General features: G+C 38.3%; 24 protein-coding genes. 8 read left to right on the plus strand and 16 right to left on the minus strand.

Annotated features, from left to right (window positions below):
• Nucleotides 1-88: 88 nt before the first annotated feature.
• From VB796_RS20900 to VB796_RS20935, 8 genes are all read left to right on the plus strand, one after another.
• Nucleotides 89-1,273, plus strand: a complete 1,185-nt coding sequence (locus VB796_RS20900) for an AI-2E family transporter (RefSeq protein WP_323348531.1) — start codon at nucleotides 89-91, stop codon at nucleotides 1,271-1,273.
• Nucleotides 1,274-1,490: 217 nt separating this feature from the next.
• Nucleotides 1,491-2,147, plus strand: coding sequence for a porin family protein (locus VB796_RS20905; protein WP_323348532.1), 657 nt, complete (start codon nucleotides 1,491-1,493; stop codon nucleotides 2,145-2,147).
• A 136-nt stretch (nucleotides 2,148-2,283) separates the two neighbouring features.
• Nucleotides 2,284-2,739, plus strand: coding sequence for a hypothetical protein (locus tag VB796_RS20910; RefSeq protein WP_323348533.1), 456 nt, complete (start codon nucleotides 2,284-2,286; stop codon nucleotides 2,737-2,739).
• 822 nt (nucleotides 2,740-3,561) lie between these two features.
• Complete coding sequence (locus VB796_RS20915) at nucleotides 3,562-3,879, plus strand: YtxH domain-containing protein (protein ID WP_323348534.1); 318 nt, start codon at nucleotides 3,562-3,564, stop codon at nucleotides 3,877-3,879.
• Nucleotides 3,880-3,923: 44 nt separating this feature from the next.
• Nucleotides 3,924-4,436: a PA2169 family four-helix-bundle protein gene (locus tag VB796_RS20920; RefSeq protein ID WP_323348535.1), complete on the plus strand. Its 513-nt coding sequence runs from the start codon at nucleotides 3,924-3,926 to the stop codon at nucleotides 4,434-4,436.
• A gap of 113 nt (nucleotides 4,437-4,549) precedes the next feature.
• Nucleotides 4,550-5,002, plus strand: a complete 453-nt coding sequence (locus tag VB796_RS20925) for a hypothetical protein (protein WP_323348536.1) — start codon at nucleotides 4,550-4,552, stop codon at nucleotides 5,000-5,002.
• 230 nt (nucleotides 5,003-5,232) lie between these two features.
• Nucleotides 5,233-5,949: an OmpA family protein gene (locus VB796_RS20930; RefSeq protein ID WP_323348537.1), complete on the plus strand. Its 717-nt coding sequence runs from the start codon at nucleotides 5,233-5,235 to the stop codon at nucleotides 5,947-5,949.
• A gap of 220 nt (nucleotides 5,950-6,169) precedes the next feature.
• Nucleotides 6,170-7,345, plus strand: a complete 1,176-nt coding sequence (locus VB796_RS20935) for a hypothetical protein (RefSeq protein ID WP_323348538.1) — start codon at nucleotides 6,170-6,172, stop codon at nucleotides 7,343-7,345.
• Between the two features lie 268 nt (nucleotides 7,346-7,613).
• Here VB796_RS20935 and VB796_RS20940 read toward each other — a convergent pair whose 3' ends face one another.
• From VB796_RS20940 to VB796_RS21015, 16 genes are all read right to left on the minus strand, one after another.
• Complete coding sequence (locus VB796_RS20940) at nucleotides 7,614-8,360, minus strand: DNA adenine methylase (RefSeq protein ID WP_323348539.1); 747 nt, start codon at nucleotides 8,358-8,360, stop codon at nucleotides 7,614-7,616.
• Between the two features lie 31 nt (nucleotides 8,361-8,391).
• The gene (locus tag VB796_RS20945; RefSeq protein ID WP_323348540.1) at nucleotides 8,392-10,854 is read right to left on the minus strand and encodes a hypothetical protein; all 2,463 of its coding nucleotides are present in this window, start codon (nucleotides 10,852-10,854) and stop codon (nucleotides 8,392-8,394) included.
• Between the two features lie 344 nt (nucleotides 10,855-11,198).
• Nucleotides 11,199-12,014, minus strand: a complete 816-nt coding sequence (locus tag VB796_RS20950; RefSeq protein ID WP_323348541.1) for a hypothetical protein — start codon at nucleotides 12,012-12,014, stop codon at nucleotides 11,199-11,201.
• A 1-nt stretch (nucleotide 12,015) separates the two neighbouring features.
• Complete coding sequence (locus tag VB796_RS20955) at nucleotides 12,016-12,621, minus strand: hypothetical protein (RefSeq protein WP_323348542.1); 606 nt, start codon at nucleotides 12,619-12,621, stop codon at nucleotides 12,016-12,018.
• Nucleotides 12,618-13,247: a hypothetical protein gene (locus tag VB796_RS20960; protein ID WP_323348543.1), complete on the minus strand. Its 630-nt coding sequence runs from the start codon at nucleotides 13,245-13,247 to the stop codon at nucleotides 12,618-12,620. Before VB796_RS20960 ends, VB796_RS20955 begins: the two co-directional genes overlap by 4 nt.
• Entirely contained in the window at nucleotides 13,244-14,206 is a 963-nt protein-coding gene (locus tag VB796_RS20965) for a hypothetical protein (protein ID WP_323348544.1), read from the minus strand. Before VB796_RS20965 ends, VB796_RS20960 begins: the two co-directional genes overlap by 4 nt.
• Before the next feature lies 1 nt (nucleotide 14,207).
• A complete protein-coding gene (locus VB796_RS20970; RefSeq protein WP_323348545.1) occupies nucleotides 14,208-14,441 on the minus strand; it encodes a hypothetical protein in 234 nt (77 codons plus the stop codon).
• Between the two features lie 5 nt (nucleotides 14,442-14,446).
• Nucleotides 14,447-14,965, minus strand: a complete 519-nt coding sequence (locus tag VB796_RS20975) for a DUF6046 domain-containing protein (protein WP_323348546.1) — start codon at nucleotides 14,963-14,965, stop codon at nucleotides 14,447-14,449.
• A 26-nt stretch (nucleotides 14,966-14,991) separates the two neighbouring features.
• Entirely contained in the window at nucleotides 14,992-17,193 is a 2,202-nt protein-coding gene (locus tag VB796_RS20980; protein ID WP_323348547.1) for a tape measure protein, read from the minus strand.
• Nucleotides 17,194-17,438: 245 nt separating this feature from the next.
• The gene (locus VB796_RS20985) at nucleotides 17,439-17,801 is read right to left on the minus strand and encodes a hypothetical protein (protein ID WP_323348548.1); all 363 of its coding nucleotides are present in this window, start codon (nucleotides 17,799-17,801) and stop codon (nucleotides 17,439-17,441) included.
• Between the two features lie 190 nt (nucleotides 17,802-17,991).
• Nucleotides 17,992-19,212, minus strand: a complete 1,221-nt coding sequence (locus VB796_RS20990; protein ID WP_323348549.1) for a hypothetical protein — start codon at nucleotides 19,210-19,212, stop codon at nucleotides 17,992-17,994.
• Between the two features lie 68 nt (nucleotides 19,213-19,280).
• Nucleotides 19,281-19,688: a hypothetical protein gene (locus VB796_RS20995; protein WP_323348550.1), complete on the minus strand. Its 408-nt coding sequence runs from the start codon at nucleotides 19,686-19,688 to the stop codon at nucleotides 19,281-19,283.
• A 52-nt stretch (nucleotides 19,689-19,740) separates the two neighbouring features.
• A complete protein-coding gene (locus VB796_RS21000) occupies nucleotides 19,741-20,964 on the minus strand; it encodes a DUF2586 family protein (RefSeq protein ID WP_323348551.1) in 1,224 nt (407 codons plus the stop codon).
• A 31-nt stretch (nucleotides 20,965-20,995) separates the two neighbouring features.
• Complete coding sequence (locus VB796_RS21005; protein ID WP_323348552.1) at nucleotides 20,996-21,397, minus strand: hypothetical protein; 402 nt, start codon at nucleotides 21,395-21,397, stop codon at nucleotides 20,996-20,998.
• 67 nt (nucleotides 21,398-21,464) lie between these two features.
• Entirely contained in the window at nucleotides 21,465-22,370 is a 906-nt protein-coding gene (locus VB796_RS21010; protein WP_323348553.1) for a phage capsid protein, read from the minus strand.
• 45 nt (nucleotides 22,371-22,415) lie between these two features.
• Nucleotides 22,416-23,378 carry a hypothetical protein gene (locus VB796_RS21015; protein ID WP_323348554.1) on the minus strand — a complete coding sequence of 321 codons (963 nt, stop codon included), beginning with the start codon at nucleotides 23,376-23,378 and terminating at the stop codon, nucleotides 22,416-22,418.
• Between the last annotated feature and the right edge of the window lie 46 nt (nucleotides 23,379-23,424).

Raw genomic sequence — 23,424 nt, forward strand, 5'->3', positions numbered from 1 at the left:
TCTTGTTTAAATTTTATTAAATCCAAATTATTAGAGAGAGGGGTGTGCATTCATTCCTCTCTTTTTTTAACCATTATTGAAATAACTCATGAAATCTAACTTTCCGTATATCATTAAATTGGCATTTTCGCTGATTTGTGTTACTATTTTGGTGTATTGGCTCAAAGTATTAGAAGATATTTTAGTGCCATTATTTGTAGCAATCATTTTGGCAATGGCTCTTTATCCAATTGATAAATGGCTCGAAAAGAGAGGAATTAGTAGGGTTTTTGCCATCACTATTTCGCTGATTTTATTTATGGTTTTCACTTCTTATTTAGTTTGGTTGGCATCTAATCAGATTGTTAGTTTTGGTGAAATGCTCCCACAATTAGAGCAGAAATTTACTCATATTTTTGCTGATTGTCAGAAATTGGCAGAACGTTATCTACACGTCGGAAAGAATACACAAATAGCAAAATTGAAGCAATATGGTACTGGAATAATTGGTGGAGGAGGTGGCTCATTTTTCTCTTCTGCACTATCTACTACTGGAAATATGCTTGGAAATTTATCGTTAATTCCAATTTATATGTTCTTTTTGCTCTATTATCGGGATTTCTTCAAAATGTTCTTTTATAAAGTTTTTCCCAATGTAAGGCGATACACAATTGATACTGTTCTCACAAAAATATACGATGTTGTACATAGTTACCTAACAGGGTTGGTCACGGTAACGCTTATTGTAGGCACGCTAAATACGATTGGGTTATTGGTTTTGGGTATTGATTATGCCGTTTTCTTTGGTTTCTTGGCGGCGGCTCTACTCATCATTCCTTTTGTCGGTATTTTAATTGGCTCAATTCTGCCAATTATTGTGGCTCTCATCACCAAAGATTCCCCAATGTATGCTGTTGGGGTAGCAGGTGTTTTTATTTTTGTGCAATTTTTAGAAGGCAATTTTATTACTCCTCAAGTGGTTGGGTCCAAAATCAGTATCAATGGTTTAGTAGCCATTATTGCTCTCTTGTTGGGTTCAGCCCTTTGGGGAATTGCAGGAATGGCACTTTCATTGCCTACAACGGCAATTTTGAAAGTTATCTTCGATTCCGTTCATGAATTAAAACCCTATGGATATTTATTGGGTGAGCCAGACCATAATAGACTTTTGCAGGAAAAGAAAAAGCGAATGAAAGATTTTATGCCTGATTTGGTGGAAACAATTACTGAAACCACTGAAGACGTAAAATCATTGGTGAAAGGGAAAAAGAGAACTCCAAAGTCAGTTCAGTAGTTGCCTGCCTATTTTTTAAGTCATGATGAGTGCCTCAAAAGGGTACTCATTTTTTGTGGGAAATTACCCATAATCGAGTAAAATATCCGCACCTTTCCTAAGATTGGGGTATTATTTGCCCAATAATTAAGTGGATTGTTGGAAATTAATACTGGTATAATCATTTTATAATCTTTATTGTAAAATTGTTAAGGTATTAATAATCAAATAGATAATTATGAAAAAGGTAATATTAGTATCCATTTTAGCCATATCAAGTATAAGTGCTTTTGCCCAAGAAAAGTCTTTCACGGCAGGTCTAAGATTGGGAGTCAATTTATCTCAAGTGAGTGGAAATGATTTGTCATTATCGTCGGGAGGGAAAGTTTTTAATTTTAGTCCAAACGATACCCGAGCTTATGGATTTGTAGGGGGTGTTTTTTTAAGATTTGGTAAAACGATATTTATCCAACCCGAAATTTTACTTTCTCAAAAAGGAGGTAAGTTCAATGTATTTGAAGATGGAAAAGCCAATGGAAAAACAGTTGATTTGAAACTGACCAACTTAGATTTACCGATTTTGGTTGGTATAAAAATTGGAAATGTTTTAAGGGTAAATGCTGGTCCAGTTGCTACTTTTAAATTATCAGATAGTGGAAATTTGGGAGATAGTATTGAAGAATATCAAGGGCAAAAAGCGAGCGAAATTTTCAACAATGTTACACTGGGTTATCAAGCAGGTGTAGGGTTTGATATTGGAATGTTGAACTTGGATTTGAGATACGAAGGGAATGTAAATGACGTAGTTAACGTGAAATTTACTAATCCGAGTACAGCCGCAAAATTTGCTTCTAAAGGAAATTCGCTTCAGGCAACAGTCGGAATCCATTTTTAGGGAAATTCCTATAAAGTGGAATTGGATAGAAATTTACCCAAAAAAGGACAATGTTGAGGTGTTTTTTCTACAAATTTCCACAAAAAACAACATTTATTATACTGGAACATATTTTTAACATAAAATTTTAATTACAATGAAAAAGAACGTATTGGTTTTTGCAAGTTTATTAGCGTTGGGTACTTTCACATTTACGTCATGCTCTCGAAGCGAAAAAAAGGAAATTGCTGAAAAAACGCAAGATGCTCAAGATAAGGTGGCGAATGAAGTTGACGATGTTGCCTCTGATGTGAAGGAAAAAGCAAATGAAACCGCTGAAGACATCAAAGAGGAAAGATTGGAAATGGCGAATAAAATCGAGCAAAAACGCAGCGAATTGAAAGCGGAAGTTTCTGAAATGGACGCAAAAATGAATAAAGCAACTGATAAGGAAAAGGCTCGTTGGAAAGAAAGAAAAGCTAAAATCCAATCAAAAATTGATGACTTAGGTAATTCATTAACGGATGTTAAGTCAGATACAAAACAAGGTTGGAAAGAATTTAAAGCAGATTTGAATAAGAAAATTGACAATATTCAAGAGGATATTAAATAAATTTTATTCGATTTTTTGAATATACATTTCATCAAAACATAATAGTAGGTTTACTTCATAGTGGTTAGATTGTGAGAAATAGGGAGCATTCTTTGCTCCTATATTCTTCTCTCCATAATGAATAAATTATAAGTGGTTAGGTTGCAGTTAAACAGGGAAATTTATTGATTTCCCTGTTTCTTATTAAAATTGCAATCAGCATTTACCAAAGATTTTAATTGAAAAAACTGGTTAGATAGTGAAAGTGGTTCTTTCACATTTCTTTTTGTTTTACATGGAAATTTACATAAGTGTTAGATTTATAGATAGTTAACATTTGAAAATGTAGAATCTAATCTTAGTGTTTTCCAAAGATTTTATAATTTAAGCAGTTAGGGTTTTGGTTAAAGGAATAGCTTGATGGGCTATTCCTTTTTTGTTTTATGTTAAACAAATTTCTGTCAGTGCAAATGGCTTGGCGAAAAGTAATTTCAACTTTCGGCAAGCTCTCAATCAAATACTTTAAGATAAGATTACGGAACTATCTACAATTTGTCGGAGAATAAAATTAGCCCACAGATTGTACTGATTCAACGGATAAATTTAAAGAAAAATCAGTGTAAATCTGTTCTATCAGTGGTCTAATTTTGTCTTGCAACAAATAGTAGATAATTCCGTAAGATTATATAGAAAACTCATTAAAAAGTGTTCTCAATTTGCTACATTTTCTACATAGTGGGGAGTATCTTTCTCAAAAAAAGGCGTTTTTTACCTTCAAATTGAGTGGAATGAGAATTTTAATATTAATCGTGAAACAATTAATTTTTAACTCAAACTATTATCATGGAAACTACAAAAGAACAATTAATCAGAGAAGCCGCAGAACATAAAGCTGAAACATTAGATAAAAAAGTGGACGTTTTAAAAGCGGAAGCAACTGAAAAAATTGATGATGTAAAAATCGGGGCGGTTAATTTAGCCGAAAATGCTTCTGATAAAGCAGAAGATTTAAAAGAACAAGCTACCGACAAGTGGGAAGAAATCAAAGATAAAGCTGCCGATACTTTAGAAGATGTAAAAGATAAAGCAGAAGAAATTGGTGATAAAATCGCTGATAAATACGAAGAATTGAAAGAGAAAGCCAAAGCAGCTCTCAGCTAATTTTTTGAAAAATCTAAACCTAAATATGGGTCATTTTGTGAAAAATGACCCACTTATTTTCTATGACAACACAATATGATGTTCTTATTTTGGCTTTGAATGAGCTAATTGAGATAAATAATAGTAGAATTGATGGCTATAAGAAAGCCACCGATGATATGGATGGGGGAGACTTGAAAGGGATTTTTCAAGGTATGATACATGAAAGCGAAGGTTTTGCGGAGGCATTAACCGAACACGTTATCAAATTTGACGGAGAACCAGCAACCGAAAGTACCGTCGTTGGAAAAATTCATCAAGCTTGGTTAGATTTTAAAGCGTTAATCGTTTCTGATAATCGAGAAACTATTTTGAGTTCTTGCGAGTTTGGCGATAAATCAGCAATTGAAGTTTACGAGACAACTTTAAGTCTGGAAAAGGTAAAAGCTTCGCCTGAGTTAGAAAATTTATTGATGGCTCAAAAATCTTCTATCTCAGAATCCTTGAAAATTATTCAATCACTGAAATCATCTTCGCATGATGCCAAGGAGGAGCAAAAAGTTTTAGAAAATCAATAATTGAGCATTATTGAAACAAGGTGTAAGTTAATTTATGGTACAAAGGGATATTATAGCGAAAGTTATGGCATCCCTTTCAATATAATTTACTGTACATTTTAACATTTACAACAATGAAAATACAAAGTGAAGAAACGTTGAGGAGTTTGATAAATATTTTCAAAATAAATGGTTATCGTGTAGAGGTTTATCAAAAACTTGTCAACACGATTTATAATCCAGCATTAAAACGCTCCTTTCAAAATCAAGTGGACGAATCGGCTTTTATCGTTGAAAAACTGAATGTCATTCTCGATGAATCACTCGCAAATTCAGAAAGTCCAGTTTTGTATGAAGATGCTAAAATTGACCAATCTCAATTTTACTTTGGCGTGGCAAAAGCTTCTAAAAATGTAAGAACGATATTGGTTTCATGTCGATTTGGCGATGAATTTTTGATAAAATCCTATCAAAAAGTGCTAATGATTTTTGAAATGGAAACGTTTAAATCGTTAAAAGATAGTTTATCAGCCCACTTATTAAGCCTAAAAAATATGTCTTCCGACTATGATAATTATGCTTTTTAGATAGGTTTAATAAATCAAATAGCCCTTGTAACCCGATATACGCTGTAATTCTTTATTGAGTTGCAGCGTTTTTTTGTGGATATTCTAAAAGTGGGGAATTATTGCCACCATTTGCATCAGTTTATTATAAAAGTGAGCTAAGTTGGCGTGTTTGTCTGATGGAATAATTTTTTCAACGTGTTGAATATCAGGTGATTTGCCAAATTATGAATCAATTAAACTTGAGAATTATGAAAACGTTAAAAAATAAAACACTGCCAATTTTGTTGGCTTCAATCATACTAATTTTTGGAAATTCATCTTGTAATTCTTTCAAAAAACTTAACAAAGAGCAACGTGGGGCAATTATCGGAGTCGGAGCGGGTGGAGCTTTAGGAGCAGTTATTGGCAGTAAATCTAAAAATCCTGCGGTTTATGCCATCATTGGTTCAGCGGTTGGTGGTGTTGCAGGGACATTTATCGGAAAATATATGGATAAACAAGCCGAGAAAATTAAGAAAGATTTAGATGTTTTGGCAGACGTAGAACGTGTGGGAGAGGGCATAAAAATTACCATGAAATCTGGCGTGTTATTCGACTTTAATTCATCAGTTGTTAACAATCAGGTGAACGAAAATTTAGTCAAATTTGCAGAAACCTTGAAACAATATCCAAACACTGAAATTTTGGTAGCGGGACATACCGATAATGTTGGGACTGAACAATACAATATGAAATTATCAGAACAAAGAGCCAAAGCGGTTTCTAACGTATTGAAAGCCAATAACGTTTCGGGAAATCGGCTGACCGTTTTGGGTTACGGCGAGAAAAATCCTGTCGCCGAGAATATTGCTGAATCAGGAAGAGAACAAAATCGTCGGGTTGAATTTGCGATTGTTGCTGATGAGAAATTAAAAAAGCAAGCGGCTAAAAGTGAACGGAACTATCTACAATTTGTCGCAGAATAAAATTAGACCACAGATTGTACTGATTCAACGGATTTACACGGATAAATTTAAAGAAAAATCAGTGTAAATCTGTTTTATCTGTTCTATCCGTGGTCTAATTTTGTCTTGCGACAAATAGTAGATAATTCCGAAAGTGAAATTGCTCAGAAATAAATAGCTTAATGTTTATTTCCACTTTTTGAAAATTGAGTGGAAATAAACGCTTAAAAGCAAGAATTTTATGGAACAAAATCTACCCAAAAATCGCTATAAAACACTTGTAATCATGGTGGCAAGTGTCTTTTTTAGTTTATTGATTCTGATATCGGTATTGGGGTTATGGGGGTTAAAACCTTTACTTACCAAAAGAATTCAAGCAGCCGTTTTGGAATCTACCAACGGTTTATACACCATTGATTTTAAGCGATTACAATACGATGTTTTATCGGGCAATGCACAAGTTTCGGAAGTTATTTGGCGTTCAGATTCTACTGTTTTTGATGGTTTAAAAAAAGAGAATAAACTTCCTGATAATATTTATGAAGCAAAAGTAGATAAAATAGAATTAACGGGACTAAGACCTTGGGCGATTCTATTTTCAAAGAAATTACACCTCAATTCTATTGTCATTAATTCGCCAATCATTGATGTTTTACACCAAAAACAACCTTATAATTCTCTAAAAACGGCTAAGTCTCCGTACCAAATTATTTCAAAATTTGTCAGGTCTTTTGAAGTAGAAAAAGTCAGTTTTGACAATATTACTTTCAATTATACCAACCTATCAAATCCTCAAAAACCTCAGCACAGTAAGGTTGAAAACTTAGATTTAGTGGTTTCTAATTTTTTGATTGATTCAACCTCTCACATCGATAAACAAAGGTTTTATTATACCAAAGAATGTATTTTTAAATTGAAAAAAGTATCGGTCACTTCACAAGACTCACTCAATGTTTTTACTATTAATTCTTTAGTTTTTTCAACAAAATCTCGCTCGATGACCATCGGAGATTTGCGTTATCAGCCACGTTATCAGCCAATTACTTACGGGAATAAGTCTAATGGAGAAGACAGAATTCTAATCGCTTGTAAAAACCTTGAATTGACAGGAATTAGCTTACAAAAACTTTTTTTTGAGAAGAAATTGTACGCCAACAACTTGCTAATCAAAAGCGGATTTATCAATGTTTTTACAGATACAAGACTTTTTAATACGCCTCCAAAAGGGAATTTTAGACCTTATCCCCCAAAAGCATTCAAAGACTTGGCTTTCAAAATGTGCATTGATACTGTCAACTTAAAGCATTTTAATCTTACCTATTCAGAATATAATCCAGCAACAAAAATGGTTGGAAACGTGAAGTTTCGGCAGGTTCACGGAAATATTTTGAATTGTACCAATGACACACTTCATTAAATTTCGCTTCCAAATGTAAAAAAATATCATACCAAATGTAAAAATATTATCGGCATTTTCAGGAAATAAATTACAAAAGGCTCGCCAAACTGGTGAGCCTTTTGTAATTTTGAAGTGCCTAATCTTATCGAAATATTGTCGCTGAGCGAGTCTGCAAGACTTACCCTGCATGGCCGAACTTTGAAAATAAGTTCATCGCTCAGCTATTTCGATACTGAAAGATTAGGCAGCCATGTGGGGTTCTTTTAAATTCATTTGAGCTATTTGCTCAGCCGTTGGCTTGTAATTCATGGTAAAAACTTCTGTTTTCATAGCCGCTGAGAATCTCACTGGGGAAAGTTGTAAGAAGGAACTTGCCTTCAATCTTCTCACAGGTCGATAATAAAGTCTTAAAATCATCTTCTGTATAGCCTTCATAATGGCCACAATTAGTGTTAATATACGGAGGGTCAATAAAGTGAAAAGCTTCAGGACAATCCATGTTTAGGAGCACTCTATTTGCATCTCTGCAAAATATTTGTGTACGCTCAAAACGTTTGAGATAACGCTCATCGAACATATCCTTTTTGTTTTGAAACGTCGATGCAATGTTTCTTGTGTGGTCAAATCTCCAGCTATTCCCTAAAATATTAAGGAATGATTGTTGAGTAAGAACAAATAAAGACCATGCTCGTAATACAGAAGTCTTCTCTTCTGATTGATTGTAAATATCGGACGCTTGAGCGTGTTGCTCTTCGCTAAATAATGTACAATCAATTTCTAATTTAAGGGCTTCAAACTCACGTTTTGCCGTCTTATAAAAGTTAATTACATCGCCATTGATGTCGTTAATTGCCTCAATTCTTACTGGCTCTTTTGCAAAGTATAATGCTCCACCACCAAAAAATGGCTCAACGTACACGGAGTGTTCGGGTATTAGTGGGAGAATTTTAGGGAGCAATTGGTTTTTGCTCCCATAATAGTTGATTGGTGTTTTTAATTTGATTGGTGTTTTGCCTAACCTTTTTGACTTCATATTACTTGTTTAATTAGTGATTAATAATTATTTAATTGCCAGTTAAGCTAAAGATGAATAGCTTATTAGTCCCTGCTGGCACAGTAATTCTTTTTTTGAAATTGTAGCCATTTTTGTTGTACACAACATCTAAACTTGATTGCTCAACGCCGTAAGCCTGACAAGCCCAAATGGCAATCAGACCCTTGACCTCATTGATAATAGTTAAGACTGGCGTAAGTTTGAATTCAATCCAATCGAGCGGATTAACTTCTTTCACTCCTTGATAATTAGATACAGACAAATAATCAACCTGTGTTTTTTCGCACATATATTGCTCCGTTCCATCAATCATGTCAGCAATTGCATAGGTTTGATTTCCTACCTTACATTTCACCACAGAAAGCCTTCTAAATGCCCATGCTTGAGCGGTCACGCCTCTGTAATTTCGATAGCTCGGAGCTGGGTGTTGATTAACCTGCTCTCCTGTCGATTTTGGCTCAGGTGTAAGCAGAACATTGGACTCCCATTGATAATATGTTGCTTGGGAGAATATGGCAATAAAAATCTGCCCTTGAACGATATAATTGGGTATAGGATACCGCCCAAGCCCGTCGTATGCCTGTTTCAGTATTGTGGTCTGTGGTTGACCAGTAGCACCTGCATACTCTTCGTAGAGATAACCATTACCTGCCGCATTAAAATGGTTTGCCTGAAGCATTAATGATTTTCCGTTCAAATGGGGACGTTGTACTCCTAAACCTGCCGCCGTATGAGCTGCCCAGTGCATATATGAGGGAGCTGCAATATTGAAGTGAGTAAGCAATGATGTATCATTTCCAGCCCAGTCTGTCAGGTTAGTATTTTGCTTATTAAGCAATCTGTACCCTTCAGGTAGATATGCCTCATAAAGCAAATAATACTCAAATTTGCATCGCATACGTGAAGATAATGTTCTTAACGATTTGCCGACAAGTTCAGTGGGAAAACCGTTACCAACATTGGCGGCTGGAGTTGTCCACGTCGCATCTGCTGTTGTATTGTAATGACTTCTCTTAACACCAAACCCTACAAGTTGTAGCGGTAAACTTTGGTACATTAACGACACATCAGTATTTTCTGCTGACGCTTCTAATAATACATAATGAAGCATTACAATTCTATTAACAAACGACTGTAATCCTAAATGGAAACTACCGTTTTCAAGGTCAAAACCTATAAATCCGCCCTTAAAAATGGAGTCGCTGCCCTTAAACTTTTGGGGAACATTATACTTATAGTCGTTAAGGATGTCATTATACTGATTATAGGGAATTGCGTCCATTTGTGCCGCCGTGCCACTTACGCCAAGTGCGAGATGTTCGTAGTCGCCACCACCACCAACTTGTATTAATTTTCCAAGCGGAATTGTTGAGACGAAGCTGGAGTTATAAGGGTCAACCTGTCGTTCTGTGCCAAGCTCTAAAAGACCTACGTCAATATGCGTAAAACCTTTAAGAAACGCGTCGCCAGCCGTTGATTGACCTCTCCAATTCGGGCCTTTAAGAATGTTCTCAAAAACCTTCTGTCCTACGTATCGAGGGTTTGGATGATTAGGTATTTCAAAGTCAGGAACACTGCTCAAATCTACCGCATTGAGCATCGTTGGCTCGGCTATTTCATAGTCTCGTATTTCGTTTTCAAACCAATCATCTGTCAATGAATCTTGCTTTGTGAATTCAACAATATTAGCTGGAGTTGATGTCTGACGAGCATAAAATTTATTCGTTTCAGTCAGGTTGTCAAATACATTAGAAGTCTGATACGTCACCCCATCTTTTGAGTACTCAAGCGTTACATTTGTGGTATTTGAAACAACAACAGTTGCCTTCAATTTTGTACTAAAACGCTCAATCGTAACACCCGTAATGCTAAACGGAAGTGATGTGCTTACAACGCTAAAAGTCTTCGTTCTAATGGTCTCATCTGCCGAAGTACAATTCGTTGGAGCAAATACTATTTTATAGTCTCCGCTTGGCAAAATGGCTCGCATCGTAAAAGTATTAACAGTAAGAGCTGGAGACGTTCCTGTTAATACACTCGTGTTTGCATTATTAAAAATTTCCCAGGTAATCGACGATACTCCTTCCGCATCAAAAGTTACAGAATAGTCGTTTCCCGTAGTATTCGTAAAGCTAACAATCGTTAACTGACGTGGACAAGCTGGAAGGCTTGGTGGAGCTACTGTGTCTCCATCTACGTACAACTCAATCAATGAAACAATGTCTGCCTTCAAGTTTGGCAGTACACTAAGTCTTGCAAGTGCAGCTATGGCTTGCTTAGTCCGAAGCGGTGTCATTAGTGTAACATTGTCCGTTCCTGCCTCTGCTTGTGAGCGTGAAGCCGTTGTAACAACAATGCTTCCAAGGTCTTCATCCTTATGTACAAAAGAGTCCATAAGGTCGTTAAAATCCTGTCCCGACGGGACATCACCAACTTGAAACTTATCTTTCAGATAATCAATATCTCTCTTCATAATAGTTTTGTATATTTAGTGTTGTTATTAACTCGTATAAGGCAAAAAGTTTTGGCTCGGGAATCGTTGAGGGAAAGCTGAAAACGAATACAAAAAAAGAAGTATTCGGTGCGAAGTCCATCCTAACAAAAACAGAAGCAAGTCCAGTCACTCGGCGAGCATGATACTCTATTACTTTCGCCTGTGGCACAAACTTTGCCAGCATAATATCAACCCTTTTTTGCTCCTCAAAATGATTGTACATACTTTGCAATGCCGTTAACAAAATTGTCGCAATCGCTTTTCTTTTAGGCCGTCGCCTGTGTGGTGGAGTCGTCTGAGCAATGAGACGTTCAAGATTAAGTCTATACATAAGTAATAATTGAAAGAGGGTCAAAATAAAACTGTCCTGATACCGAATCAATCAAATCTAATCCAGCTCCCTGCTCATCATTTGCAATCACAGAAAAGCTATTCATATAGCTCACATCCACAAATTTCACTTCCGACATTGTCATTAGTTTTTGCTGAAGATAGAACTTTGTCAAAGGCTTTGTTGTGCCGTCATAGCCTTCTATAATCGTCTTCAAATAGTCCTTAACTGGATACACGGTTGAAGCCGTAACGCTCGCTCCTGAAGACGTAAGCAATAGCGGATTAATCTTAATCCCAACACGCAAATACACTCTATCAGCTACTTCAGACCTAACCGTAATTGTCGTATTAAGTAATTTTATTTCTTCCATATAGCCTTGCAAAGCTGCAACCTTTTCATTACTCATCTTGTATTTTGTCACAGGGTCATAAGCGAAACCCGTAACCACTACCAACATCGTATTCAGCGATGACGTAATGAATTTGACAGAGCGAACAACCCTGTTATTTTCATTCACTGTCGCATACTTCAACTCCCCCTCAATAACCTCAAGGTCGTCGCCAAATTGAAACTCCAAAACTTTTTTTCTATACCAGTCTTCAGTACCGTATCTGTTGGTAGAATAGATTTTTTCAATATTAGTTTGATGTTCCGAAAGCATTACAAAAAGCCGTGCAGACATAAACGCAAACAGCTTTTTCATTTGCTCCCAAAAACTCGTCGCCGACGTGCTATCAAGCTGAGTCAATTCAGGAGATGCCGCCTGAATCGCAGCCATTTCTGCGAAAATTTCTTCTTGTGTCATATTAAGTAATTTTAAAGTCTTGTTCAATTCTCCAATACCCAATCCCCCGAGTTTCTACATCTAAAATAGTCGCCAACTCCATTGATACTCGCTCATACAAATCACCTGTATTATTCAGTAAAACATCAACCTGTATTGTCTGATAAGGCATAACTGGAGGGAAATCAACCGCTCCTACCTTATCCATTATATTCCATACCGCTTCAGTTGCTCCGTAGTAAATAAGTGCTAAGTCGAATATGCTTTGATTTGGACTTACATCTACTACTTTATTCTTTCCTGAAAGTGAAAATCCTTTGACTGTGCTTTTTGGAAATCGCTTATTATACTCAAACTCTAATTGCAAATTCTCGCCAACAAAGTCTAAATTTTGAATCGACATCCCGTCGGCTTCCAATCCCTTTCTTATGCCGACAAAAGCGTTACCTGCTCCGATGTCATCATTCAAATAATACACTAAACCAGCTCCGACAGTTTGGTCAAAAAAATACCAACCTTTGTCGGCTTCGAGCAATTCCTGTGCAGCCTGATTTTCTACATTTCCTACTACTAAATCCCCATCCTTGATAAGGAAATCAAAACTATCATCATATAGAAAATCTTTCATTCTGTATCAAAAAGGTTGTTAACCTTCATTTCAATTTGTGTTATCTGAGCAATCAAAGCTGGGAATATTGGTGATGGAGTTCCTGGTTGTCCAGTCAATACTTTCATCTCTTTAAGCATCCCTGTAATATCAGTTAAAATTGTCTTGAGCGACTCTTCTGAGCTATTGATTATCAATTTTGTTTTAGCATGAATTTTGACATTTTCAGCCTTCAAACTAACTTCTGCTGATTCCTGTTTGATTGATACCTCGCCATCTTTCATTAAAACTTTTGAACCTACAACCTGGACCGACACGGCCATTTTGTCAATCGAAAATTTTGTCTTATCAATCACGCCAACAATGCTTTCAACTTCGTTACAAGCCACAATATAAAATTGTCCGTCGCTTTCACTTTGACTCAAACAACCGAGCAAAACAGTTGATTTTAATTTGGGCTTAACAACAACATACTCACCAGCTTCGTCGATGGCCGCTTTCAATCTAACACCCGACAACTCGAAGCCATCGGGAAACGTAACCGTAGCAACAAACCCTTGTACGTCCTCAACCGTAGCGATGTAAACAGGCAGAGCTGGCTGAGATATGACCCTTCTAAACTTCTGTAATAATTCTTGCTCCGTCATAGTTTGATACCGAGCGATACGGCTCGCTCATAGCCTGTTGTACTACTAAATCTTACCTTAACCCCTTTCACATAATACCGCCCATCTCTATCAGGAAAATCACGGTCAACGATGAAAGCGGAGTAACCAACATCGCAGTAGGGGCGTCCCCAACTTACCAGCTCACCTCTATAACCTGTATAGGTTAGCGTTTTTAGGTACTCCTTTGCTCGTAGCTCCAAGCTGGTTTGGTCTGTAATGTTTCGAGCGTCGGGAAGCGTTATAACCTCACCTCCAGCCGTGCCAATAACTACTTCTTTGGTGGCAGTATTGTCAGCCTTCAGCCCTTTGATTTTCACCTGAACTTTTACATCATCACCGTTTACCCATTTCAAGTTTGAGCCTTTTACATTCTCTGAAAATGAAAAATAACAATCGCCAGTCTTTTCGGTATATTTCAAGTTTGCAATCAATTTTGTTCCTCGTATGTATATCGAAATTCCAAACTGTTGCTTGATTTTTTCTAATACTTCAAAACCACTTGCGTTCCTAATCACGAACTTATCATACTTCAAATCGCCAACTGTTGAACTCAGCTTAAACCCTCCAATCTGCCCAATAACATAATTCATAATATCATTGATAGACACATTTAGAAACTCTTTCGATTTGATTGGTTTGCGAAATCTGTACATAGCGTCTTCGCACTCAATTACGCACGGATTATTTACGCTCAACGCTCTTACAAATCCTTCAAACTCCGTAGTGTACTGGTCATTATAACCAAGCTCAATTTTTACTGTGTCACCTCTCTTAAATTTCCCTTCAATATTGAAAGGCTTATTGTGAATCATAAATGGCAGCGTTATTCTTGCCACATCGCTCAAAGCCTCCATCGTTGTATCAACTTCTACATCAGTTATTCCATTGATTGTTTTGCCAGCGATTGTAATTCGATGGCACATCCATCTTATTGCCATATTATTTAATATTTTTATAAAATTCTGCAAGCTCATCAATAGACTTATAACATCTCTTTTCTTCGATATGAATTATAGAGTCATTATCCATTAATGTTTGAGATTTACGCTCCATAAATGAATAAGTAATCCTTCCATGTTTGTATTCTATGCCATATACAGGAAAAGAGACGATGTCGTTATTATGAATAAAGAAAGCAATCTCTTTTAAATTAAATCTTGTTTCAATTGTCATTTTTGTTATAAATTAAAAGGTTTGTCTGAATAACATTTATAAACAAAAGCTTGGTAATTATACCCATCCGTCGGCGGAAACTCAACCGACTCAATGGCTAAATAGTTAATCCCGAATAAGCTCAAAAAAGGGCTTTCGACCTTAATCGCTCGACGGACTTCAAAGAAGTATCTCAAACGGTTAATGTCTGCCTGTGGAAGCTTTGTCGTATCATCAACATACACAATTCCCTTAATTTCCACCTGCCAATCATCCGCACTCCAAAGCTCTTTTACTGTACCAATGTCTCGATTTTTCAGAACAGGGTTGCGAATTATAACATTTTTACCATGTACTGAAACAATGGGTTCAAACGGTATTGTCCAGCTGTCAGGATTAAAAACATCGTCTCCGTCATAACTCATTGTCACAGGACAACGAATCGTCCTACCTTCAGCTTCACCCGAAAGCTTCTTTTGAATTTCACCAGTAAACCCGAAAACATTTTTATACAGGTCGGCCAAAGCCACGTCTATTAATGCCATTTTTGTACGTACATAAAAGTTTAAAACTATTCATAAGCCAATCTATCACCCGAACTTAACAAACGGTTAATCGTGTCTAAAACATCATCGCCAACCTTCTTTCCTGTTTGCTCCGTATTCACATAATTGTTAATCGTCTCTACAAGATTCTTTACAGTGATGTTAATGGTTCGGCTTTTTGCTCCTTCTACGCTATCGCTAATTCCTGAGCCTTTACCACCAGCTCCACCAGCTCCAGCTCCGTCCGCTCCGCCGTCTGCTCCCATTCCTGCAAACGCTCCAGCTCCATCAAACAGCCCTTTGTTTTGTGCGTTGTTTTTATTTGCCAACGCCACAGCCTTATCTGCCGCTTTTGAATTATACCCAGCCTTAAACTTGTCAGCCAAATTACTGGCAACATCAAACGCCATTTTACCAGCTCCGACCGCAATACCAAGCGGCGTAAATGGCAGCACCTTTTTTACAATGTCTGTAAATGGCTTTACAAATTCTTTCACCTTTTCAAAAGCACTGGTTATCTTATCAGTAATCCAATCCCAAACACCACCAACTTTTTCTTTCACCCAGTTGAATGCTCTCACGATGGCTTCCACATAAGGCCTTACTGGCTCATACATTTCGTAGAATTTTCTAACGACCATGTCCTTAATCATCAACCAGCTACCGTATAGAAACTGTCCAATCTTTGTCATCCAAGCTGATACCGTATTCCAAACTATCATAAAAGTCTCTGAGATAGATGACCACACGGCCTTGATGCCTTCCCAGCTTCGAACTACAACCTCTCTAAATTTTTCCGAATTTTGCCAAGCATAAGTAAGAGCTGCTACAAGAGCGACAATGCCGACAATTATCAATCCTATTGGAGTTACCAAGAAACTCGCATTTAGAGCAGCCCAAGCCATTTTTACATTTTGAATAATCGCAGGTACATCAACAAATTTCTTAAACATCACATAAGCCCCGATTCCTTTCGCTATCGTGTCAGAAAAAGGCAACAATTGAAAGATTGAGATAAGATTATTGACAACGCTTCCAACAAACCGAACTATGCCAGCCAATGAATTAAACACGACCGAAATGCCATTGATAATTCCTATTACTCCATCGCCTTCTCGTGGCAACAACCCGAAGGCTTCGAGTATTTTTTGTACAGCTGAAAACAATGGGCTGAATGATTTTGCAAAGTTTGAAATCGCATCTCCAGCAGGTTGAAAATTATCTATAAACTTATTAACCCAATCCAACAACCCATTAAGCATTGGTAATTTTGACATTGAAAAACGCTCAAACTTATCTTGAATCGTGCCTATCAACTTTTGCATTTTCCCGAAAGTGGTATTGGCAATTGTATCTAAATAGCCAAAATATTTACCTCCTTTACTGGTCATCGCTTCCAAAGCTTTTTGAACATCCATGAACGATATTTCGCCAGCTTCTTTCATCTTATTAAACGATGCAACCGACACGCCTTTCATCTTTGCAATTTGCTCTTGTAAACCTAATATTCCGTGATTTGCCAGCTCATTCAGCTCATCACCCTGAAGACGGCCAACGCCTTTAATTTGACCCATTGTTCGGGTGATACCCTTCAAAGCTTCACCATCACCTCCAGCTAAATTCCCATACATTTTAATTTGGGACAAAGACTTATTCGCACCGAACTGCTCAACAATCTTTGCACCTGAACTCAATACATCATTGTTCTTGTAGATTGAATCATTACCAAATTGATTAAGCTGCTCAAAGACTTGTAAGCCTTGCTTCTTTCCTGCAAATTGCTGGTATTTCGCTTGAGTCAATTCTCGTTGCATTCCTGACTCAGCCATACCATTCGCTCCAGCTGCCAACGTACTCGCCGCAAATAATGGCAAAAGCCGTCGGCTTAAACCAGCCATTAGTCCACCACTACTACTTCCTAAACTTCCATCGGCTCGACTGTTCATTTGTTCAAGCCTTGTTAGCTCACCTTGTAAAGTCCTGAGCTGGCGATTGGCATTTGCAATCTGAGTAGTATCAACTCCAATCCTGAGCGAGTCCCGTGTTGAACGCAGTTTGTCGATTTGCTCCCTGAGCGATGTCACTGAGTTCGCAGCTCTGTTAAACGTTCCACCCATCGCTCGGCCAGCTCTGTCAACTACATTTTGAGCAGCATCGACCGCCTGCATAATCCGTCGAGTCGGAGCGGTTATCATATCAATCACTCGCCAAGTCGCTAAAAAATCCATGTCTTTAAAATTTAAAACCCCTAAGAGGAGCGATAACGCTCCCCGTTAGGGGTTGGGGGGCTTTTATTTTTTGTCCGATTTAATCGGCTTAGTCATCTGTAACAAATAGAAAGCTTCACGCCAAAGCTGAGCAAAATCATCGTCCGTTAGCTCGTATGGGTCAACCTTAAAGAAGTACCTAATCCAAGCGGCCATTTGTGGCATTTGAAACGTCTCAAGGTCAACTTCAATTGGAGGCGTGTCGCTTAAAGCTTTTTTAAGCTACCCTGTACAACTTCAAATAGGTTTGCGGCTTGCAATGCGGCCACAACGCCGACTGTATCCTGAAAATTAATATCGGTCATCTCATCGTCACCATCAATCCAGCACATCTTTAAAAAACTTTCACCCATGCTTAACGGGTCTTTTTTCGACATGGCGTGTCCTATTTCCTTTCTCCCTGGCTTTTTCAAAATGGCATAGTAAACGCCTTCTTTTTGCTCAATTACTTCCGACTCATCTTCTTCAGATGTGTCAGTTGCGGTTTTGGTTGTATCTACTTTTAGTAAGTAGGTTGTGATTCCTGAAGCTTTGTGCTTTGCAACAATCTCATCTGTAATTTTACTCATTTCCTTGCTTGTTTAAACGCTATTTAACTGATACTTAATTGGCATTTTAGAGCCGAATAAACGGCTCTATGGGAGTACCCAAAACCCTTTCTTACAATATTTCAAAGCTCCATTACAAAGTTTAGGTTTGGGTAGGACTGCAAGCCCTACCCGCCCCAACCAACAAAGCAAGGAAGCAATTTGGCTCTTATTATTCGCCTGTGACAAATGGTGTATATCCAATTATTACCCACTGGCCATCATAGCTCTCGAATATTGCACTATTAACATAGTAGCGATAGCCATTAGGTACATTTTCGGCATTGTACTCAGGTACAGGCAGTGAAAAAGACCCCATCGCCGTAATATCTGCTCCTGCATGGATTTCTGTCAATGACATTTCCGACAGAATGAGGTTAAAATATGCTTCAGAAGATTGCTTAACAACGAGCTTTGCGTACTGAGCAAAACGGCTTATGTTGATATTATTACCAGCGATTGATGCAAATGGCTGTCCACCCATTGCACGTCTTAACCGAGTTGTTTGGTTTGCATCAAAGTGAGAGAAGCCAAACATAAGGGTATAAGGAGCAACAGAGCGAGGATTAACAACCTTTGTTCCTGAAGGAATCGAAACACCTTGATATGGCGTATTAAGAAAAAGTTTAACGCCCGATGCCGTGTTCAAATGTCCCGTAGCTGGATAAGCATTAACAATCCTGTTTTTGCCGTAGGTTGTTGACTTTTTCCCATTTTTGAAGGTATAGTTCAAAAATGCCAAATTCCTTTGGCCATCTGAACCACCGCCCGAAACGAAGCTTGGCACGCCCGAAATATTAATATAAGTATCTCCAGCATTGAGCGGAGCTGTAAGTACAGTACTACTCTGCTCGTAACTAATGTAAGATAGCTCAATCAAATCACCATCTTGGTCGTAGAACTGAAGTCCTACACCAAACTCCGAATCAACAGCATCCGTACTCGCCAATAAATCAAGCAAATACATCTTGGACGGATTAATAGCAATGAGTCCGTCGGTCGTTACATAAGCTTTCGTATCTGTTGAAAAACTTTGTTGTGCAATTGCGTTTGGAAAGACGGCTGAAAGATTCGACTCATCCCCAACGTAGGGCTGAAACTTTGAGAAGTTAACCTTTCCGCCAAGCTCCCCAAAGCCATTAATAATAAGGTTATCCTGTAAAACCGAAGCAGAACCATGAGGCAAAAACACCCACTTTCCTGAAAACGGCATAGCTTCAGGAGTAACTGCTGTTGGTCGAGGAATCGTAACGATTGCCGTTGAAATCAATTGAGCCGCATACGCCTGAGCATCAGGAAGCTCCGTAAAAAGCTCGCCATCGACGGTTTGATAGAGAACTTCTGCTGAAGTGAACTTTTCAAAAGCTTCTAAAACTTGAGCTGCGTGAGTCATTTTTTTACGAGTAAATAAGATAAAGATTAATCCTACACAAAGGACTGTAATTACTACCGAATAAGTCATTATGCGTATTTGATGTCAAGAGCCTCAAAAGGCAATGGAATAATAATCTCCATATCACCTTGCTTAACACCCTGTCCGATTTCAGTTACTACAATCCCAATGATTGTATTTACAGCCAAATCGCCAGCTTCATTTGAGTAGGCGACAGTAAGCGTTAAGTCTTTTAATCCCGATACGCCTTTATTACCAGTTTGGGCAAGTAATACATCAAAGTCAGATTTGTACATTTCAATCTTACCTTTTACGTCGATATTCCCCGACTTAATGCCGAAAGCCTTAACACCCTTGCCTCTCAGCTTTTTCACCTCTTGGCTTTCAGTATGCTCGACCGCAACCGCCTTCGTTAATAATTTTCCTTGCAAGGCAATATCAACGTCGCTCCAGCCAAATTCTCTTGAATTGAACATTTTTGTATTAGTTATTTTGGCCAACCCAAAGGCTGGCCAAATGTGAGCTTAATTAAACTGTTGTAGCCGATGGATTTTTAAACTTTAACAATCCAGATATTTTCTTGGTATGTCCTACTGGCGTAATTGTTGCTTGCACTTCCCACTCATCCGTCGAAATAACATTCTGAGACGGGTCGATATAAACCTCAAATCCTGAAATATTATTTTGATTAACCATTTGTTGCTGGAGAGCATTAGCGAACACCTGTTGTAAATACGCAACTTGAGACGGTGCAATTTTCCCGTCGGCCGTGATACTAATTTCATCACCCAACTCAAGAACATACGTGCCGTACAGTAATCGCAAAGCTTTGTCCATTGCTCGGTTATTGGTCACGCTCAAGAAATCGTCATTGGAAGCCGTAGCCGTCGGGTCATCATTGAAATAATAACCTGAAAGCCCCGTAAACTTGCGAATAAATAAGTAGCCCTTATCCTGAATAGCATCCATTTGAGTCTTACTGTAACGCTCAATGTTTTGCCCATTCGTAAATGTCGCTTGCGTGATATTCAAACCGCCGTCCTTCACACGAGCTGGCGAACGTTGTACAGGAATTAAAGCAAACTTGCCCAACACAGCTCCGATACACGCCGAGCCTCCATTATAACCAGCGGCCGCTGAGCCACACAATACTGGAGTGACTTTTCGGTATGAATATGTACGCATATCAAGCAAGTCAGCCACAACGCCAGTCCATCCTCTGCAATCAACAAAACCCGAAAATGGCTGTATATTATCGCTATACTCAATAGCCATCGTGTTTAATTTCAGCATTGCCGTATGGGTATCAGCATCAATACCACCCAAATTAGTTTGGTTGTACGTAATAGCTGAAGAGATGTAACGAGCAATCCCCAAAAGCGTAATTCTACCGCCAGCATAATCTAATAAAGTACGCACTGAATTATTGCCAGTATTAGTTGGGTCGCACATTTGGGTCATAGTACGCTCCATCGGATAAGTCATAAAATACAATTCTGCTCCATTGCCAGCCGTATCGTAGTATTCCTTAATTTGCTTCCAAGCGTCAATATTTTCCGCAATGTCATTTGCAGCCGTAAGCCCAAAACTTTCAGCTTCTTTTAGGCTGAAAATCTGCTTTGGCGTATAAAGTGGTAAATTAGGCTTTGCAGTAGCAGGAATTGCCAAACCTGCTACTCCATCATCCGTTGTGGCGGTTCGCCCTAACTGATAATTGCCTATTGTGATTGAAACATTTGGTAAGCCATTCATTAGAAAAAAAATTAGTGGTTAGATTGATAAACTAAGCGTCTTTACCTTTTTTTGCTTTTGTCTCATCAGTCACAGCTGCTTCTTTAGTTGCAGGAGTTTCATCAGTCACAGCTGCTTCTTTAGTTGCAGGAGTTTCATCAGTCACAGCTGCTTCTTTAGTTGCAGGAGTTTCTTTAGTCGCTTGCGTGTCTTCATCGCTTTCAGCCTCTGGATTTTCATCTTCAGTATCATCAGTAGAAGAAACAACAGCATTTGCACTCTTAATCTCATCCTTTGGAGCTTCTTCCAACTCTTCACGAAGCACCTTTTTGACATTGAGCTTAAAATGTTTCGCATGGCCTTTCGCATCTTCTTCATTCAAAAACGCATCTGAACCTGCAACGTAGCATTCTTTTGCGTCGGGAAACTGTTCAAATAAAATACGTACATTCATATTAGTATGGGCTAACTACTTGTTGCCTTTCGTTAGCCCGTTTGGGGGTTGTTATCTTGATAAAAAACTAAACGTTTGCTGGGCGAATTGCACCAACACCCACACCAGTGGCAGAAACTTTTGAGCCTCCAGCTTGAAGTTGAGCCGACATGATTCTCCCGTAGTATTCGGCACGTGGAGCTGCATCCATAATTACATCCTCATTTCCTACCGAACGACCTACCCAGTCGGGATGCCAAAACAGACAAGATTGTGAATCGGCTGCAGCGGTTGCAGCAGTACGAGTCCTCGTCACTCCGCTATCTGAAATCTTCAAAACAGAGCTGCGTTTCATAATCTCAAAACCGCAAAGGTGACCTAATACGCCAGTTGACAAATCAGCTAACTTTGTATTAAAATTTTGCTTAACATCAGGGTCAAGCATTAACTGATTATACAAGTTCGCTGGCAATAACATCTGACGACCTTCACCGTCAACATCTTGATTATCCAATAATGTTGCTCCCGCTACCACATCTGCGTAACAAATAGCCTTTCTGTTTCCAGTTGAGCCAACCAACGTCGTCGCTTTTGTCGCTCCAGTTGTTTCAATAATTTGTCCAGCCAATTCAGGTCTCCAACTATATAAAACATCCAAAGCCACGCCTTGCTTAACGTTACCTAACATTAAGCGAACCTCCGAAGCCATTTTATCATAAGACAGTTGCTTCTGCTCAATGTTTTTCACCAAGCGAGGATTTACCGTGTAATCATTCATGTCAAACTGAATATCACCGTCCTGACGAGCGGTAATGGTTGCAGGAAATACACTACGATTAACTTCAAAATCTGCGGGTGTTCCTGCTTGAGGAATTACAACCGTTTTAAGTCCTGATTGAACATACTCATTCCAGTCGAGTGATTTAAGCAAAAAGGCATTGTTTGCGAACAACTGCTCCACAATAGTTCGCATCCATAAAGTTCTTAATAACATATATTTAGTGATTAAAATGTAACTACTTAACTGACTGCGTAAAGGCTATTTGGCAGACGGAGAAACGTCTTGTTCAGGAAGCACTCCAAACTCTTTTTTGTACAAATCATTGTACTGGTCTTTGCTTAAAGAATTAAGCGTTCCTTTTTTGAAATGGTCTGAGAACGTCCACGCTTCAGTACCAGCTGGCTGCACAACTTGGCTTGGTGTTTGACGAGTCATATCACTTAACTTTGTTGGAGAAGGCAAGCTTTCAAGGGTAGCTTTCGCCAAATTGAAATCTGCTTCTGCTAACGTCAAGTATTGTCCTTTCAACGTTGCATCTAAGCGATTCTCAGCAATCACCTTGTCAACCAAAGCAGTGATTTCAGTTTTTTGTGCGTTTTTCTGACTCAACAATAACGCCTGTAATTGCGTACCAGCTTGAGCATTTTCACTAAGTTTCAACGTTACCTCCATCTCGGTAGCGTTTTCAGATAAGCCCAGCATTTGGGCGACCTTTTTTAAGTCCATATTGTTCGTTTTGGGGGGTTTGTCGTTATTTTGGATAAAATCTGAAAATGTCCAATTCTCTAATAATTGACGGTCTTTGTCATAGAAGGCAATACAACCACGATTTTTTGGCACACCACAAAGGCTTGCTTCGAGAGCTAATGACTTATCACAGATAAGATAATTTTGTCCGTTGATTTCTTCTACGTGGCATTCTAATGGCTCAACGCCAATACTTGCTACATTCAACAATTCCTCTTCAACCAAATCTTTCAACTCAATAGCATAAGGCTTTTTTGTGGCAAATCGTGGCTCAGCAACTAACTTACCATCTTCTTTTCTCAAATTCATCCACGCTCCAATAATGCCTTGCGTACTCCAGTCGTGGTCGGCAAGCATTACAGGGTTTTCAGAAAAATAACTCAGGTCAATACCGTCCGTCTTCACGATAACATACACCTCGCCAACCTTCATCGGTTTTTCTGTACTGAGTATAAAAGTCTTCTTCTTAGCCACGTCCTTAAATTGTTGTTTGCAGTTTGATGATGCTAAATTCTTTCAT

Origin of the sequence: Arcicella sp. LKC2W (assembly GCF_034931005.1) — a bacterium.
In the GTDB taxonomy this organism is placed as follows: Bacteria; Bacteroidota; Bacteroidia; order Cytophagales; family Spirosomataceae; genus Arcicella.